Source organism: Micromonospora sp. NPDC049497, assembly GCF_044465805.1.
Classification (GTDB): domain Bacteria; phylum Actinomycetota; class Actinomycetes; order Mycobacteriales; family Micromonosporaceae; genus Micromonospora.
On the sequence record NZ_JBITMC010000031.1, the window covers coordinates 1 to 15,842 of the forward strand.

Annotated in this window: 16 protein-coding genes and 4 tRNA genes; 1 reads left to right on the top strand and 19 read right to left on the bottom strand. The window is 69.0% G+C overall.

What is annotated here, in order from left to right; genetic code table 11:
* Window positions 1–137 precede the first annotated feature (137 nt).
* The 18 genes from ACIBR0_RS27500 to ACIBR0_RS27585 form a co-directional block, all read right to left on the bottom strand.
* Window positions 138–3,569: a DNA-directed RNA polymerase subunit beta gene (locus ACIBR0_RS27500; RefSeq protein ID WP_357037916.1), complete on the bottom strand. Its 3,432-nt coding sequence runs from the start codon at window positions 3,567–3,569 to the stop codon at window positions 138–140.
* Between the two features lie 574 nt (window positions 3,570–4,143).
* On the bottom strand, window positions 4,144–4,527 hold the full coding sequence (gene rplL, locus ACIBR0_RS27505; RefSeq protein WP_396720427.1) for a 50S ribosomal protein L7/L12: 384 nt from the start codon (window positions 4,525–4,527) through the stop codon (window positions 4,144–4,146).
* Window positions 4,528–4,584: 57 nt separating this feature from the next.
* Complete coding sequence (rplJ, locus tag ACIBR0_RS27510; RefSeq protein WP_396720428.1) at window positions 4,585–5,130, bottom strand: 50S ribosomal protein L10; 546 nt, start codon at window positions 5,128–5,130, stop codon at window positions 4,585–4,587.
* Between the two features lie 330 nt (window positions 5,131–5,460).
* Window positions 5,461–5,652 (bottom strand): hypothetical protein, encoded by a 192-nt coding sequence (locus ACIBR0_RS27515; RefSeq protein ID WP_396720430.1) that lies wholly within the window; start codon window positions 5,650–5,652, stop codon window positions 5,461–5,463.
* Window positions 5,621–6,151 carry a hypothetical protein gene (locus ACIBR0_RS27520; protein ID WP_396720432.1) on the bottom strand — a complete coding sequence of 177 codons (531 nt, stop codon included), beginning with the start codon at window positions 6,149–6,151 and terminating at the stop codon, window positions 5,621–5,623. Before ACIBR0_RS27520 ends, ACIBR0_RS27515 begins: the two co-directional genes overlap by 32 nt.
* A gap of 195 nt (window positions 6,152–6,346) precedes the next feature.
* A complete protein-coding gene (gene rplA, locus ACIBR0_RS27525; protein ID WP_396720434.1) occupies window positions 6,347–7,063 on the bottom strand; it encodes a 50S ribosomal protein L1 in 717 nt (238 codons plus the stop codon).
* Between the two features lie 82 nt (window positions 7,064–7,145).
* Complete coding sequence (gene rplK / locus ACIBR0_RS27530; protein WP_357031200.1) at window positions 7,146–7,577, bottom strand: 50S ribosomal protein L11; 432 nt, start codon at window positions 7,575–7,577, stop codon at window positions 7,146–7,148.
* Between the two features lie 191 nt (window positions 7,578–7,768).
* Window positions 7,769–8,491 (bottom strand): transcription termination/antitermination protein NusG, encoded by a 723-nt coding sequence (gene nusG, locus ACIBR0_RS27535; RefSeq protein ID WP_357031203.1) that lies wholly within the window; start codon window positions 8,489–8,491, stop codon window positions 7,769–7,771.
* A 38-nt stretch (window positions 8,492–8,529) separates the two neighbouring features.
* Complete coding sequence (gene secE / locus ACIBR0_RS27540) at window positions 8,530–8,919, bottom strand: preprotein translocase subunit SecE (protein WP_357031206.1); 390 nt, start codon at window positions 8,917–8,919, stop codon at window positions 8,530–8,532.
* 212 nt (window positions 8,920–9,131) lie between these two features.
* Window positions 9,132–9,204 (bottom strand) — tRNA-Trp (locus ACIBR0_RS27545).
* Window positions 9,205–9,332: 128 nt separating this feature from the next.
* A complete protein-coding gene (locus tag ACIBR0_RS27550) occupies window positions 9,333–9,725 on the bottom strand; it encodes a MaoC family dehydratase (RefSeq protein WP_357031209.1) in 393 nt (130 codons plus the stop codon).
* Between the two features lies 1 nt (window position 9,726).
* The gene (locus ACIBR0_RS27555; protein WP_396720437.1) at window positions 9,727–10,173 is read right to left on the bottom strand and encodes a MaoC family dehydratase N-terminal domain-containing protein; all 447 of its coding nucleotides are present in this window, start codon (window positions 10,171–10,173) and stop codon (window positions 9,727–9,729) included.
* Between the two features lie 128 nt (window positions 10,174–10,301).
* The gene (rpmG, locus tag ACIBR0_RS27560) at window positions 10,302–10,469 is read right to left on the bottom strand and encodes a 50S ribosomal protein L33 (protein ID WP_013288652.1); all 168 of its coding nucleotides are present in this window, start codon (window positions 10,467–10,469) and stop codon (window positions 10,302–10,304) included.
* Window positions 10,470–10,603: 134 nt separating this feature from the next.
* Window positions 10,604–10,676, bottom strand: a tRNA-Met gene (locus ACIBR0_RS27565).
* A 25-nt stretch (window positions 10,677–10,701) separates the two neighbouring features.
* Window positions 10,702–10,774 (bottom strand) — tRNA-Thr (locus ACIBR0_RS27570).
* 103 nt (window positions 10,775–10,877) lie between these two features.
* Window positions 10,878–13,406 (bottom strand): putative bifunctional diguanylate cyclase/phosphodiesterase, encoded by a 2,529-nt coding sequence (locus tag ACIBR0_RS27575; RefSeq protein ID WP_396720440.1) that lies wholly within the window; start codon window positions 13,404–13,406, stop codon window positions 10,878–10,880.
* 62 nt (window positions 13,407–13,468) lie between these two features.
* Window positions 13,469–13,618 (bottom strand): hypothetical protein, encoded by a 150-nt coding sequence (locus tag ACIBR0_RS27580; RefSeq protein ID WP_396720442.1) that lies wholly within the window; start codon window positions 13,616–13,618, stop codon window positions 13,469–13,471.
* Window positions 13,619–14,120: 502 nt separating this feature from the next.
* Complete coding sequence (locus tag ACIBR0_RS27585) at window positions 14,121–14,234, bottom strand: hypothetical protein (RefSeq protein ID WP_396720481.1); 114 nt, start codon at window positions 14,232–14,234, stop codon at window positions 14,121–14,123.
* Between the two features lie 99 nt (window positions 14,235–14,333).
* On the opposite strand from ACIBR0_RS27585, the gene ACIBR0_RS27590 reads away from it, so the two are divergent.
* Window positions 14,334–15,776: a low temperature requirement protein A gene (locus ACIBR0_RS27590; protein ID WP_396720444.1), complete on the top strand. Its 1,443-nt coding sequence runs from the start codon at window positions 14,334–14,336 to the stop codon at window positions 15,774–15,776.
* Here ACIBR0_RS27590 and ACIBR0_RS27595 read toward each other — a convergent pair.
* A tRNA-Tyr gene (locus ACIBR0_RS27595) sits at window positions 15,745–15,828 on the bottom strand. The two genes, ACIBR0_RS27590 and ACIBR0_RS27595, sit on opposite strands and share 32 nt — an antisense overlap.
* Between the last annotated feature and the right edge of the window lie 14 nt (window positions 15,829–15,842).

A 15,842-nucleotide genomic window follows, 5' to 3' on the forward strand; every position in this document is an offset into this window, starting at 1 on the left:
GGGGGGGGGGGGGGGGGGGGCGCGCCCCGTTTCTTTTTTTTGTTGGCTTTCCTCACTTGCCCCCGGGGGGGGTGGGGGGGGCGGGGGTGGTGGGGGGGGGGGGGGGGCCCGGCCCCCCCCCCCCCCCACCGCTCACCTCAGACCTCTTCGACCGAGCTCGGCTCGCGCCGGGACAGGTCGATGCCCAGCTCCTCCGCCGCCCGGAAGACCTCGTCGTCGGTCTCGCGCATCTCCAGGGCCACACCGTCGCTGGACAGCACCTCGACGTTGAGGCACAGCGACTGCAGCTCCTTGAGCAGCACCTTGAACGACTCCGGGATGCCCGGCTCGGGGATGTTCTCGCCCTTGACGATGGCCTCGTAGACCTTGACCCGGCCGAGGACGTCGTCGGACTTGATGGTCAGCAGTTCCTGCAGGGCGTAGGCGGCGCCGTACGCCTGCATCGCCCAGCACTCCATCTCACCGAAGCGCTGGCCACCGAACTGCGCCTTACCACCCAGCGGCTGCTGCGTGATCATCGAGTACGGGCCGGTCGACCGGGCGTGGATCTTGTCGTCGACCAGGTGGTTGAGCTTCAGGATGTAGATGTAGCCGACGGCGATCGGGTCCGGCAGCGGCTCACCGGAGCGACCGTCGAACAGCTGCGCCTTGCCGGAGGAACCGATCAGCTGCTTGCCGTCCCGGTTGGGCAGGGTCGACGAGAGCAGACCGGAGATCTCCTCCTCCCGGGCACCGTCGAAGACCGGGGTGGCCACGTTGGTGTCCCCCTCGGACTCGTGGGCGTCGATCGAGCGCAGCGCCTTCTTCCAGTCGGCGTCGTCGCCCTGGACGCTCCAGCCGGTCTTGGCCACCCACCCGAGGTGGGTCTCCAGGACCTGGCCGATGTTCATCCGGGACGGCACACCCAGCGGGTTCAGCACGATGTCGACCGGCGTGCCGTCCTCCAGGAACGGCATGTCCTCGACCGGCAGGATCTTGGAGATGACGCCCTTGTTGCCGTGCCGGCCGGCGAGCTTGTCACCGTCCTGGATCTTGCGCTTCTGGGCGACGTAGACCCGGACCAGCTCGTTGACGCCCGGCGGCAACTCGTCGCCGTCCTCGCGGGAGAAGGTACGCACACCGATGACCGTGCCGGTCTCGCCGTGCGGCACCTTCAGCGAGGTGTCCCGGACCTCACGAGCCTTCTCACCGAAGATCGCACGGAGCAGGCGCTCCTCCGGGGTCAGCTCGGTCTCGCCCTTCGGCGTGACCTTGCCGACCAGGATGTCGCCGGGAACGACCTCGGCGCCGATCCGGATGATGCCGCGCTCGTCGAGGTCGGCGAGCATTTCCTCGCTGACGTTCGGGATGTCGCGGGTGATCTCCTCCGGGCCGAGCTTGGTGTCCCGCGCGTCGACCTCGTGCTCCTCGATGTGGATCGAGGTGAGCACGTCCTGCTGCACGAGGCGCTGCGACAGGATGATCGCGTCCTCGTAGTTGTGGCCCTCCCAGCACATGAACGCCACGAGCAGGTTGCGCCCGAGCGCCATCTCGCCCTCGTCGGTGCACGGACCGTCGGCGATGACCTGACCGGCCTCGACGCGGTCGCCCTCGAAGACGACCGGCTTCTGGTTGACGCAGGAGCCGGCGTTGGAGCGGCGGAACTTGTGCAGCAGGTACGTCCGGCGGTGGCCGTCGTCCTGGTGGATGGTGATGTAGTCGGCGCAGAGGTCCTCGATGACGCCACCGACCTCGGCGACCACCACGTCACCGGCGTCGACGGCCGCGCGGTACTCCATGCCCGTACCGACCAGCGGAGCCTCGGCCTTGACCAGCGGCACCGCCTGGCGCTGCATGTTCGCGCCCATCAGCGCCCGGTTGGCGTCGTCGTGCTCGAGGAACGGGATCATCGCGGTCGCGACCGAGGTCATCTGCCGCGGCGAGACGTCCATGTAGTCGACGGCGCTGGGAACCACGTCCTCGGTCTCGCCGCCCTTACGACGGCACAGAACCCGGTCCTCGGCGAAGGTGCCGTCGGCCTTGAGCGGCGCGTTGGCCTGGGCCTTGACGAACCGGTCCTCCTCGTCCGCGGTCAGGTAGTCGATCTGGTCGGTGACCCGACCCTCGATGACCTTCCGGTACGGCGTCTCGATGAAGCCGAACGGGTTGACCCGGGCGAAGGTGGACAGGGCGCCGATCAGGCCGATGTTCGGGCCTTCCGGCGTCTCGATCGGGCACATCCGGCCGTAGTGGGACGGGTGCACGTCGCGGACCTCGAAGCCGGCCCGCTCCCGGGACAGACCACCCGGGCCGAGCGCGCTCAGCCGGCGCCGGTGGGTCAGGCCCGCCAGCGGGTTGGTCTGGTCCATGAACTGGGACAGCTGCGACGTACCGAAGAACTCCTTGATCGCCGCCACCACCGGGCGGATGTTGATCAGGGTCTGCGGCGTGATCGCCTCGACGTCCTGGGTCGTCATCCGCTCACGGACGACGCGCTCCATCCGGGACAGACCGACCCGGACCTGGTTCTGGATCAGCTCGCCCACGGTACGCAGACGACGGTTGCCGAAGTGGTCGATGTCGTCGGCCTCGTAGCCGTCCTCACCGGCGTGCAGCCGGCACAGGTACTCCACGGTGGCGACGATGTCGTCCTCGGTGAGCGTGCCCGTGGTGATCGGCACGTCCACTTCGAGCTTCTTGTTGAACTTGTATCGACCGACCTTGGCGACGTCGTACCGCTTCGGGTTGAAGAAGAGGTTGTCGAGCAGGGTCTGGGCGTTCTCGCGGGTCGGCGGCTCGCCAGGGCGGAGCTTCCGGTAGATGTCGAGCAGCGCCTCGTCCTGGCCGGCGATGTGGTCCTTCTCGAGCGTGGTCATCATCAGCTCGGACCAGCCGAACTTCTCACGGATCTGCTCGGCCGACCATCCGATGGCCTTGAGCAGGACCGTGACGGCCTGCCGACGCTTGCGGTCGATGCGAACGCCGACCGTGTCGCGCTTGTCGATGTCGAACTCCAGCCAGGCACCCCGGCTCGGGATGACCTTGACGCTGGAGAGGTCGCGGTCGGAGGTCTTGTCCGGCTGCTTGTCGAAGTACACGCCCGGGGATCGGACGAGCTGGCTGACCACGACGCGCTCGGTGCCGTTGATGATGAAGGTGCCCTTCGGCGTCATCATCGGGAAGTCACCCATGAACACCGTCTGGCTCTTGATCTCGCCAGTGGTGTTGTTGGTGAACTCCGCGGTCACGAACAGCGGTGCGCAGTAGGTCAGGTCCTTCTCCTTGCACTCCTCGATGGAGGCCTTGACCTCGTCGAAGCGCGGAGCCGAGAAGGAGAGCGACATGGTGCCGGAGAAGTCCTCAATGGGACTGATCTCTTCGAGGATCTCCGCGAGACCCGAGCGTGCGTGCGGGTCGTCCGCCGACCGGCCCTGCCAAGCCTCGTTGCCGACGAGCCAGTCGAAGGACTCGTTCTGAATGGCGAGGAGGTTGGGGACCTCGAGATGTTCGGTGATCCTGCCGAAAGAAACTCGGCGGGGCGCGAAAGCGCTCGACGTACGACTGGTCTTCGCAGGGCGGGAAGCTGCCAAGATGCGTCCTTCCGAGGACCGGTGCTGCAGAACGGCTGGTACGCGTGCACTCCAATGACCCCACCAGAAATATCCGCAAACGGACATTTCCGAGCAGGGGTCAAGTCGGAAGGCAGCGCAAACTAGCAGTGTAGCCGAGAGGCTAACCGCTGTCCAGCCCACCCCGCAGTTCGTCGCGGAACGTGCCTCGGGACCCCTCGAACGGGGTCTCACCGGGGCCGCTCAGAACGCCACGTTCCTGCGGACCGCCCGGGTGCGGCGGCGATGGTCTCGCTGCATTACCCAAGTGGTGGCCGTTGCAAGCGCGGAAGGTCTTGCTGGTGTCAGCGTGCCTGCCAGGCCGGGGCCGCGTCAAGGGCCGACCCCGGGTCGCCGGGTCTTTCCCACCGACGGGCTACCGCCGGATGCCGGCGGCACCGCGCCGGGCCGCGCGCCGACCGCCCTGCTCACGTGCACTGCCACCGGGTCCACCAACGCCGGTGGGCGGCGATCCGTTCCCGGATCACCGCCCACCGTGACGCGGTGTGTGCCCCTGCTCACGTGGAGCGGGACGCGCGCCTGGATGGAGCTCAGGTCACTTGAGGGTGACCTTGGCGCCCTCACCCTCGAGCTTGGCCTTGGCCTTCTCGGCGGTCTCCTTGTTGACCTTCTCCAGGATCGCCTTCGGCGCGGACTCGACCGCGTCCTTGGCCTCCTTGAGGCCCAGGCCGGTCAGCTCACGCACGACCTTGATGACCTGGATCTTCTTGCCACCGTCGGCCTCGAGGACGACGTCGAACTCGTCCTTCTCCGCCTCGGCCTCGGCCGGGGCGGCACCCGGGGCGGCGGCGGCCATCGCGACCGGGGCCGCGGCGGTGACCTCGAAGGTCTCCTCGAACTGCTTCACGAACTCGGAGAGCTCGATCAGCGTCATCTCCTTGAACGCGTCGAGCAGCTCGTCGGTGCTGAGCTTCGCCATGTCTGGCGTCCTTTCCTACGGGGATTACTAAGACTGGACTGGGTGCGCCGGGAGGCCTCAGGCCGCCTCGGCGCCCTCCTTCTCGCGCTTGTCCTGCAGTGCCGCCGCCAGACGGGCGGTCTTGGAGAGCGGAGCCTGGAACAGGGCCGCGGCCTTGCTCAGGTTGCCCTTCATCGCGCCGGCCAGCTTGGCCAGCAGCACCTCACGGGACTCCAGGTCGGCGAGCTTCGTGACCTCGGCCGCGGTAATGGCCTTGCCCTCGAAGACACCGCCCTTGATGACGAGCTTCGGGTTGGCCTTCGCGAAGTCGCGAAGCCCCTTCGCCGCCTCGACGACGTCGCCCGAAACGAAAGTCAGCGCGGTAGGACCGGTGAACAGCTCGTCGAGGCCGGAGATACCCGCCTCGGTCGCAGCACGCTTGGCCAGCGTGTTCTTCGCGACCGTGTAGGTGGTCTCCTTGCCGAGCGAGCGCCGCAGCTGGGTGAGCTGGGAAACCGTCAGACCACGGTATTCGGTCAGCACCGCAGCGCCCGCGTTGCGGAAGCTCTCGGTCAGCTCAGCGACGGCCGTGGCCTTGTCGGCCCGGATCGGCTTGTCCGCCATGTCCCTCCTCTCGTTGCTCGGAAGCTGGTCACCGTCGGCAGCCGGGAGGCTGACAACGGGGGCGAAAGCATCGCGTGAACGAGAAAAGCCCCGGCGCAGGGCGCACGGGGCGAGGGTTGGCACGCGCACACGGTCGGCGGACCATGCTCACAGCCGATTTTCGCTTACCGCCCTGCGCGGGTCGCCCGTCGTTGCGGAACCTTCGACCGTGCCGGAGCACGGTGACCAGCGGTCTCTGGGTGGAACTTCGCGGCCAAGGTTACGCGACACCTATCGTGACCACCAAATCGCCCCCCGCGTGGCCCGCGTCACCGCGGCAGGAGGACCGGTTCAGGGTCGGAAGCGGCGGTGCCACAGGTAGGCGGCTCCCGCCACCCCGCACCACGCGACCGTCCAGGCGGTCAGCAGCGCCACCGTCGCACCGGAGAGATCGCCGGCCGCCGCCCGGGCGGTCGCCATCACCGGTGGCACCAGCCACGGCGCCGCCGAGTCACGCAGCCCCCAGGACGACCGCCCCGACACCGCCGACGGCGAGGACCGCGACGCCGTACCCGGCGCTCTCGGTCGAGGCCCGGCTCGCCAGGGCCGACAGCGCGACCGCCGCGGGCAGCGCCAGCAGGTGCGCCCAGACCCCGATCGCGATCCCGACCGGCACCGACCGGTCCCCCGGGTCGACCGGCCCGCTCACCCCACCGACCAGCCACGGGAAGACCATCGCCACCGCGACCGTCACCAGCGCGGCCAGGGCGGCCGCGAGCAGCCCCGCCGCGTACTCGCGGGCGGGACCGACCAGCACCCGGACGAGCCGTCGCTGCCCGTCCGGCTCGACGTCCAGCAGGATCTTGGTCTGCCACGCCAGCACCGGGAGGAGCACCACCGCGGAGACGCCGTACGCCTCCGCCGGCTGGGCGCGGCCACCGCCGTAGAGGATGCCCAGGGCCACCAGGCCGGCGAGCACCGGCGCCAGCGCCCTTCCGGTACACAGGAAGGCCGCCAGCCGCAGCCGTACCAGCGCGGTCAACGGACTCCCTCCGGGGGCGGGCCGGCGACGCGGGACTCATCGGGGACCGGATCGGTGGCGGCGGGCGCGGCGTCGGGGCGTACCCGAAGGACGTGGTGGCCGTCGGCGCGCAACCGGGCCACGGTGCCGGCCACAGCGGACAGACGGACGGGGCCCCGCCACGAGTCGTGGCGGGGCCCCGTCGCGGGGAGCTGCTCAGCCTTCGGCCGAGCCCTCCTGCAGGTTCTTCACCACGTTCGGGTCGACCGGGACGCCCGGGCCCATGGTGGTGGTGAGGGTGACCTTCCTCAGGTACTTGCCCTTGGCGGCGGACGGCTTGGCCCGCAGGACCTCGTCGAGGACCGCCGCGTAGTTGTCCACCAGCTGGGTCTCGGAGAACGAGGCCTTGCCGATGATCAGGTGCAGGTTGGAGTGCTTGTCCACCCGGAAGGTGATCTTGCCGCCCTTGATGTCCGAGACGGCCTTGGTGACGTCCATGGTCACCGTGCCGGTCTTCGGGTTCGGCATGAGACCGCGCGGGCCCAGGATCCGCGCGATCCGGCCGATCTTGGCCATCTGGTCCGGCGTGGCGATCGCCGCGTCGAAGTCCAGCCAACCGCCCTGGATCCGGGCGACCAGCTCATCGGTGCCCACCTCGTCCGCACCGGCGGCGACGGCCTCCTCGGCCTTCGCGCCGGCGGCGAAGACGATCACGCGGGCGGTCTTACCGGTGCCGTGCGGCAGGTTGACCGTGCCGCGGACCATCTGGTCCGCCTTGCGGGGGTCGACGCCGAGGCGCATCGCGACCTCGACCGTGGCGTCGAACTTGACGTTGGTGGTCTCCTTGGCCAGCTTCACGGCCTCGGCGGGGGTGTACAGCTTGGACCGGTCGATGACGTCGGCGGCCTTGCGGTAGCTCTTGCTGCGCTGCATTTCTGCTTACTCCTGTGGTCTCTGGCGGGCCGCGGCGACCGCGCGCCCTCCCACGAACTGATCGGGTGAGTGCTGACCGACGTCAGTCGTTGACGATGATGCCCATCGACCGGGCGGTGCCGGCGATGATCTTCGCAGCCTGGTCGATGTCGTTGGCGTTGAGGTCGACCATCTTCTTCTCGGCGATCTCACGCACCTGGGCCTGCGACACGGAGCCGACCTTGTCCTTCTGCGGGACGCCCGAGCCCTTCTCCACGCCGGCGGCCTTGAGCAGCAGCCGGGCGGCGGGCGGGGTCTTCAGCACGAAGGTGAAGGTCCGGTCCTCGTACACGCTGATCTCGGCGGGGACGATGTCGCCCCGCTGGGACTCGGTCTGCGCGTTGTAGGTCTTGCAGAACTCCATGATGTTCACGCCGTGCTGACCGAGCGCGGGGCCGACCGGCGGCGCCGGCGTGGCCTGGCCCGCCTTCAGCTGAAGCGTGAACGTCTTGACGAGCTTCTTCTTCGGAGGCATGTCACTTCCTGGGGCTTGGAACTGGGATAGGTGCCGGCCGCGGGCGCGCACGGTCAGCGCGGTACGAGCGGCGACGTTCTAGGGTAGCGCAGCCGTACGCCACCCCGTTCGTCGAGGTCCGTCGAGGTCCGTCGACGACGGAACGGGTACGCCGGCGGCAGGCTGTCACCCACCGCCGGCGTGCCGGAGGATCAGATCTTCGCGACCTGGTTGAAGTTCAGCTCGACCGGCGTCTCCCGGCCGAAGATGGACACCAGGACCTTGAGCTTCTGCTGGTCGGCGTTGATCTCGCTGATCGTCGCCGGCAGCGAGGCGAAGGCACCGTCGGTGACGGTGACCGAGTCGCCGACCTCGAAGTCGAGGACCCTGACCTCGGGCTTGGCCTTCTTCTGCTCGGTCTCGACAGCCGGCGCCAGCCACTTCAGCACCTCGTCGAGGCTCAGCGGCGCCGGGCGGTCGGCCCGGTCGGTCGCGCCGACGAAGCCGGTCACGCCCGGCGTGTTGCGCACGCACGAGTAGGACTCGGCGGTCAGCTCCATCCGGACCAGGATGTAGCCCGGGAAGACCTTCGCCTGGACCTGCGACCGCTTGCCGTTCTTGACCTCGACCTCTTCCCGGGTCGGGACCTCGACCTGGTAGATGTAGTCCTCCATGTCGAGGGACGTGATCCGGGTCTCGAGGTTGGTCTTGACCTTGTTCTCGTAGCCGGCGTACGAGTGCACCACGTACCAGTCGCCCGGGGCGTAGCGCAGCTTCTGCCGCAGCTCGGCGACCGGGTCGTAGTCCTCCTCGGGCGCCGGCTCAGTGGTCGGGAACTCCGGCTCGCTGGCGGCCTCGACCGACTCGTCACCAGCCGCCGTCGCGACCGTGGACTGCTCGTCCGCGGTTCCGGCGGTCTCGTCGTACTCAGGCACGCTCGCTCACTTCCGTCACTATCGGCACAGTCGGCCGGTCAGCTGGGGTCGCCGAAGACCCACAGAACGCCCTTCGCGAACACGTAGTCGAATCCGACGACGAGGGCGGTAACCACCGTAACGAATGCGACCACCACGGCGGTGTAGGTCAGCAACTCCTTGCGGGTCGGCCAGATGACCTTACGCAGTTCGGCGACGACCTCGCGGATGAATCGGGCGATGCGCGCGAACGGCCCCACCCGGCCCGTTTCCGCACGGGTCTTCGGTCGATCGGCGGACTCGGCCCGGGCACGCGACCTGGTCGCGGTGCCGCCCCGGGAAACCGGCTCGTCCGCGTCGGCGGCGTCGTCGCCAGAGGCGTCGTCGACGACCTCGTCGTCGAAACGCTCGTCGTCGGCGTCCTCGCCGCGCCGCTTGTTGTCGGCCACTTCGCCCTCCGTCGCGGGATGTCGTGTCGCACGCGGTGGGCGTGCGCGGCGCTTGGTCACGCCGGCCGGACCAACCGTCCCGGGACGGGCCGCGGCCGGCGGATCAGCCGGAGGGCCCCGATCGCCTCGGAACCACCCCGCCGATACCACCACCACGGGCCGGACGCCGCCGGACGGCGGCGCGACCCACGGGAACGGTCAGGCCTTAGGCGCAGGGGTGACAGGACTTGAACCTGCAGCCTGCGGTTTTGGAGACCGCTGCTCTGCCAATTGAGCTACACCCCTGTGCGGCAATGCGCACCCCGCACCGCCGCGAACGGCAGCGCAGGGGTCACTTGCCCCACGGCGGACCAGTGTACGGGTAGTGCCACGACTTTCCCAACCGGTCTACCCGTGGCGGGTCGAGAACCCCGTCAGCTGCGGGTACGCACCGTCGCCCGGGCCTGCGACAGCACCTTCTCCCCCAGGCAGGTCGCGGTGATGTCCAGCCTGGTCAGGCCCTCCTCGGTGACCTCCCGGACCACCGCGGCGACCTCGATCTCGGTGCCCTCGTCGTCGTCCGGGACGACCACCGGCCGGGTGAACCGCACCGAGTAGTCGACGACCGCGTCGGGCGTCCCGGCCCAGTCGGTCACCGCCCGGCCGACCAACGCCATGGTGAACATGCCGTGGGCGATCACCCCGGGCAGACCCACCTTCGTGGCGGTGCGGTCGCTCCAGTGGATCGGGTTGAAGTCCCCCGAGGCTCCCGCGTACCGGACCAGGTCCGCACGCGTCACCCGGAACGTCCGGATCGGCAGCTCCATCTCAGCCCTCCCCACGTACGACGAGCTTGGACCAGACGGTGACCACCGGCTCGCCGGCGGTCGTGGTGATCTCGGTCCGGGTGGTCAGGAAGCCGTGTCCACCGCGGGTGGTGACGTCCTCGATGGCGCTGACGCACACCAGCTCGTCACCGGCGACCACCGGACGGGCGTACGCGAACCGCTGGTCGCCGTGGACGACGCGGCTGTAGTCCACGCCCAGGTCCGGGTCCTCGACGATCTGACGGGTGGCGGCCATGGTGACCACGAACGGGAAGGTCGGCGGCGCGACCACGTCGGGGTGGCCCAGGGCGCGGGCGGCCTCCGGGTCGTGGTGGGCCGGGTCGGCGGCGCCGATCGCCGTCGCGAACTCGCGGATCTTTTCTCGGCCCACCTGGTAGGGGGCGGTCGGCGGATAGGTCCGGCCGACGTAGGACGGGTCCAGGGACATGCCGCCGAACCTACACGGAAAACACGACCGCCGATCTGCCCGACCGGCGGCGGCTCAGAGCCGCGCCGGTGGAGACAGATCGGCGGTCGAAGGTGTAGCAGGACCGGGCCGGCGATGCCGGCCGCAGGTCAGCGGGTCTCGCGGTGGACCGTGTGCTTACCGTCCCGGGGGCAGAACTTCTTCAGCTCGATGCGGTCCGGGTCGTTACGACGGTTCTTACGCGTGATGTAGTTGCGCTCCTTGCACTCCACACACGCCAGAGTGATCTTCGGCCGGACATCGGTCGCCTTCGCCACGGCGGAGTGCCTTCCTCGCTAACGGGTAAGAACTACGGCGCACCAGCGTACGCGCTGGTTACGCGAACATGCAAAGTGGGCGCCATTGGCGCCCATCCCACCGACCACCGGGAGTTGAGCCCGGAGGACGAGAGTAGCGGTGGCCGGACTTGAACCGGCGACACAGCGATTATGAGCCGCTTGCTCTGCCATCTGAGCTACACCGCCGTGGTGGGCCCAGCCGGACCCTCTGAGCCCCCTTACGGAATCGAACCGTAGACCTTCTCCTTACCATGGAGACGCTCTGCCGACTGAGCTAAGGGGGCCTGCGCGATCACTCTGTGCTCGCGCAGAGGTAAGAGTACACGGCCTCCTGCCGGAGGTGAAATCGGATCCCCCTCAGTGGCGTCTTCCCAGGCCGGGGGCGGATCAGAGCACGGCGCGCAGGCGCGGGAGCTCGCTGTCGGAGATCGTCTCCGGATCCACCTGGGCACCGAACCAGGCCTCCAGGCGCTCGTACGGCAGCGGCCGGCTGAACAGGAACCCCTGCCCGATCTCGCACCCGATGTCCTGGAGCAGTTCCAGGGTGAGCTCGCTCTCCACGCCCTCGGCGACCACCGCCAGCCCGAACTGCTGGGACAGGGTGACCACCGCGTTCACGATCGCCAGGTCCCCCGGGTCCGTCGCCATGCCCTGCACGAACGACCGGTCGACCTTCACCTCGTGCACGGGCAGCCGGCGCAGGTGCGCCAGGGACGAGTCGCCGGTGCCGAAGTCGTCCACCGAGAGACGCACGCCGAGGTCGCGCAACCGGCGCAGGGTCGGGATCGGCCGGTCGGTGCCGTCCAGCACCCCGGCCTCCTTGATCTCCAGGGTCAGCCACTGTGGCGGTACGCCGTACTCCTCAAGCAGCTCCTGGACCCGGGCCGGGAAGTGCTGGTCGGTGAGCGTACGGGCGGAGAGGTTGACCGCGACGGCGAGAGGCTGGCCGCCGTGCGCCCAGTCCCGGCTGCGCCGCAGCCCCTCCCGGAGCACGAACTCGGTGAGCGGGCCGAGCTGACCGGTGTGCTCCGCGACCGCGACGAAGTCCTCCGGCGCGACCGTGCCGTGTGCGGGGTCCTCCCAGCGGGCCAGGCATTCCACACCGACCAGCCGGCGGTCCCGCAGGGTCATCTTCGGCTGGAAGTAGACCTCCAGGCTGCCGTCGTCGAGCGCACGTCGCAGGTCGCCGGCCAGACCCAGCCGGCGCATCGACCGGGACTCCAGCGCCGCATTGAACAACTGGACGCTGCCCGGCACCGACTTGGCCGCGGTGGCCGCCAGGTCGACCCGCTGCAGCAGGAGGGCGGCGTCACTGCCGTGATCCGGGTACACCGCCACGCCCACCGCCGTGTCGACGTCCAGGGTGAGCGCGTCGAAGACCATCTCGTCGCGGATCTGCTCGCGTAGTTGGCCCGCCAGTTCCAGAGCCGCGTCGGCGCTCTCCAACCGCAGCGTCACCAGGAACTCGTCACCGCCGGCCCGGCCGACCAGTGCCGACGACGGCGCGCGCGAGCGCAACCGCTCCGCGACCTCCACCAGGACCTTGTCACCCGCCGAGTGCCCGAGGGACTCGTTGACCTCGCGGAGCCGGTCGACGTCGAACAGCAGCAGCGCCACGACCTCACCGGGCGCCCGGATCTTGACCGCCTCGTCCAGCGCGGCGGTGATCCGTCGGCGGTTGGGCAGCTTGGTCAGCGCGTCGTGGTACGCGTCGTGCCGCAGCCGGTCGACCAGCCGCGAGTTCTCCAGCGCCACCGCCGCGTGCGCGGCGACGGTCTCGAAGACCGGCATGTCGTCGCCTGTGAAGTGGTTGGTGTCGCCAAGCCGGTTCACCACCTCGATCGTCCCGATGACCGCCTGCCCCGATCGAAGCGGCAGGATGATGACGTCCTTGATCGAGTGGCCGCGCAGGAGGTCACGGACATCAGGCTCGGTCGGGAGCCGCGCGCCAGCCGTCAGCGCCCGCGATTCGCGCTGCACCAGCTCCCGCAGGGCTGCGGGGGCCACGGCGATGTCGAGCAGACCACGTCGGTCGTCACGCGCCGTCAGGAGCACCTCGGGATAGCGGCCCTGGGCCGGAAGCCAGAGCGTCGCGTACTCGGCCTGCATCAGCGTCCGCACCCGTCCCAGCAGTGCGTCCACCAGCGTGCCGTCCTGGCCGCTCTCCGTCATGGCCCGCGCCAGCTGGTACATGTCGTTGAGCGTCCGGTGCTGCCGGAGAAACTGCGTGTACGAGCGGTAGACGAGGGCGAGCCCGCTCGCGAACGCCGCGAAGAGCAGGAAGCCCCACTTCGTGGCGACAACGGTGATCACGATCAGGAGGCCGACCGCCACGTTCACCGCGGCGGCGAGCAGCGCCGGCGGCGAGTTACGCGTCACCTCCCAGCCCGCCTGCCAGCCCTGAACGACGGAGATCACGGCGATCACGGCGGCGAGGGTGACCAGCGTGTGGACGCTCGTGGCGGCGAACAGGGCGCCCCAGACACCCGGTTCGATCCCCTCGAGGTCCGGCAGCGCCACGAGCGTCAGACTGGCCAGGGAGGTGGCGGCGGCGGCGCGCGAGATGTTGAACCAGAACTTGACCGGCGCCAGGCTGCGGCGGATCTGGACAACGAGCGAGGCCAGCGTGTACGCCAGAACCACGGAGATCGGCGGGAGCACGTAGAAGGCCACCACCAGAGGAATCTCGGTGAGCGTGAGATTGAGCGCCTGCCGACGGACCACCACGTTGATCGTCGGGAGCGCGGCGGCCACCATGGCGCAGAACATGGCCAGGGTGAGTGGCCACTCGCCGATAGCGGGTCGCGCGCCCACCGCCAACGCGGTCACACAGACGGCGGAGACCAGGGCCAGCAGACCGGTAACCAGCCAGGCGTTCTCGGTCCGGCGGCTCGACCGAGCCCCCCGTGCGGACACCCGTCTCCTCCGATCGCCACGTGGAAAGTCCGGCCACGCGCCGGCCACGCCGGCGGGACCTGCTACCGCACGCTCACCTGGCTGGCGACGGACGAGCCCCATTCGAAGTCGGTTAGGTGGTAGTCGGTGGGAGGCTCCACGAAGGGGAGCGCGACCAGCGCAGCGAGGGCGAGCAGCGAGCCGAGCAGTCGGCCCAACCTTCGAGCAGACATGTGCGCTCCTGTCCGGGGGCGGGGGCGGTGCACGAGGGGGGTGGAGATTCCACGATCGTGCCACAAGGCAGGTACGCAGGAAAGCCGTGCGGACACGGTCGCACCGGCCGTCGGCCATGTCCCGCCGTTCGGACCATCACCGTCGCCACAGCCGGGCCTGATCACGGGCGTACGCCTCCGCCGCCCACACCGCACGGCGCGCAATACGACCTTTTCCGCAATCCGCTCCGCGACGTGGAGCCCTCGCCGCCCGCGACCCACCTGGGGGTCGCCCATGTCCGGCCGCACTCTGGAATATCGACCACGATACCTAAAAGACGTCGATACGCCAGCAGCGACGTAGGTCGGAGGAGCCCCGTCGGCTTCGCCGGGCACCTCCCGGTTCGGCTACGACGAGGCGCCCGGCTGGCGTTTCCGCCGTTCGGGGGCCTGTCACTGCCGGCTGGCGGGATGAGGAACAGTACTTCTGTAGCTTTCGCGACAGAACGACACGCTCAACCGTTCAGGATCTCATCGGCTCGATGGTGCCGGCGGCGATGAAGTCTGCGAGGGCGGTTTCGGGGATGCGGACGTGGTGGCCGCCGAGCTTGACGTAGCGGATACGCCGCTCAGCGATGAGCCGGCGGGAATCGCTGTTTGGTGCCGAAACGTGCTGCGGCTTCCTTGACCGTCACGAATCGCTACGTGCTGGCCGCAGACCGCCTTGAATACCTGTATGAACAAGGCCGGTTCGGCGGGCAGTGGAGGTCGTGGGCCCGGGCTGCCTCTCCGTGAGCGCAGCGACCAGCAGGCCAGTTTCGTTGAACTCTTCTTCGACCTGGTGCTGGTCTTCGCTTTGAACCGGGTCGTGGCGGCCAGCGCATCCGGGTTGGCGAGTGCTGTCAGGGGCGAGCGGTGGGATGCCTTCCTCCGTGGTCTGCTGGTGATCCTGCCGCTGATGTGGGTGTGGGCCACCACGTCATACGGAACGGCCCGCTTCGACCCGCGCCGTACCCCGGTGCAGCTGGTGGTGCTGGTGTCGGCGCTGGGTGTGCTCCTCCTGGGTGCCGCTATCCCTGCGGCCTTCAACGGGGCAGCGTTCGTCTTCGCCGGGACCTACGTCGCTCTCCAGGCCGGGCGATCACTGGCCCTTTATCTGATGCTGCAAAAGCACAAGCTGCGGCGCCTGTATCTGCGGTCCTTGATCTGGTTCTCTATCTCCGCGGTGCCGTGGTTGCTCGGTGCCGCTACGCAGGGCTTTGCCCGTAACCTGCTGTGGACGGCCGCCATCGCCATCGACTTGGTAACCGCCCAGCTGGGTTGGCCGCTGCGTGGGATGGGCAGAGTACGGATCACTGCTTGGGCATACGCTCCCCAGCACCTCGCCGACCGCTCCCGCCAGTTGCTCATGATCGCGCTCGGGGAAACGATTCTGGCGGTCGGCATCGCCTACACAGGCGAGGACGGTCTGCACAACCTCACAGCGACGCTCGGGCTGCTGATCGCATTCCTCACGACCGTGCTGTTGTGGCGGATCTACTGGTACACCGCCGGAGAACTCTTTGGAGCCGCGGTCGAGTCGGCTAGGAACCCTGCGAGGCTCGGTCGCATCGCCCAAACCGCGCACTTCCTGATGATCCTGGGCGTTGTCGCCACAGCAGCTGGACACGAACTGGTGCAGGTCCATCCCACTGGGCGCACGGACCTATCCTGGCTCGCGGTCATCGTCGGCGGGCCCGCAGCGTTTGTCGCGGGCAGAGCTGTCCTGGAATGGGTGGTGTTCTCCCGTGTCTCCCGGTCCCGCTTGCTCGGCATCGCCGCCCTGTTGGTACTCGCCGTGCCGCTGGCCTTCACGGCGCCGCTGGCGGCGGTTGCTGCGGTGTCCGGGGTGCTGGTCGCAATCGCGGCCGCCGATGCCCGCCGGGCGGCCCGTAACCCTGCTGAGGCACCCGCACCCGCCGGACGATCCTGGCGCTGCAGCCTGCCAGTGAGGACTGCCACGCCAGAGACTGAAGACCGCAGGGGCCGTCCGTGCCCGTTGCGTGCCCGATCTAACAGTCGATCAGGGCAACCAAGGCCAACACGAGCAGGAGACGACAAAGGCCTCCGACCCGCGTTTCCGCAGGGCAGAGGCCTTTGTCGTTGCCTGGTGGCGGGTAGAGGATTCGAACCTCTGTAGCTTTCGCGACGGATTTACAGTCCGCTCCCATTGGCCGCTCGGGCAACCCGCCAGGGCACCCCACCG

What these genes read in the sequence shown, in the direction of transcription:
- ACIBR0_RS27590 (WP_396720444.1), top strand. Translation starts at nt 14,334, where the DNA reads ATGAACAAGGCCGGTTCGGCGGGCAGTGGAGGTCGTGGGCCCGGGCTG.
- ACIBR0_RS27580 (WP_396720442.1), bottom strand. Translation starts at nt 13,618, where the DNA reads ATGTCTGCTCGAAGGTTGGGCCGACTGCTCGGCTCGCTGCTCGCCCTC.
- rplA (WP_396720434.1), bottom strand. Translation starts at nt 7,063, where the DNA reads ATGCAGCGCAGCAAGAGCTACCGCAAGGCCGCCGACGTCATCGACCGG.
- rplJ (WP_396720428.1), bottom strand. Translation starts at nt 5,130, where the DNA reads ATGGCGGACAAGCCGATCCGGGCCGACAAGGCCACGGCCGTCGCTGAG.
- rplK (WP_357031200.1), bottom strand. Translation starts at nt 7,577, where the DNA reads ATGCCTCCGAAGAAGAAGCTCGTCAAGACGTTCACGCTTCAGCTGAAG.
- ACIBR0_RS27555 (WP_396720437.1), bottom strand. Translation starts at nt 10,173, where the DNA reads ATGTCCCTGGACCCGTCCTACGTCGGCCGGACCTATCCGCCGACCGCC.
- rplL (WP_396720427.1), bottom strand. Translation starts at nt 4,527, where the DNA reads ATGGCGAAGCTCAGCACCGACGAGCTGCTCGACGCGTTCAAGGAGATG.
- ACIBR0_RS27550 (WP_357031209.1), bottom strand. Translation starts at nt 9,725, where the DNA reads ATGGAGCTGCCGATCCGGACGTTCCGGGTGACGCGTGCGGACCTGGTC.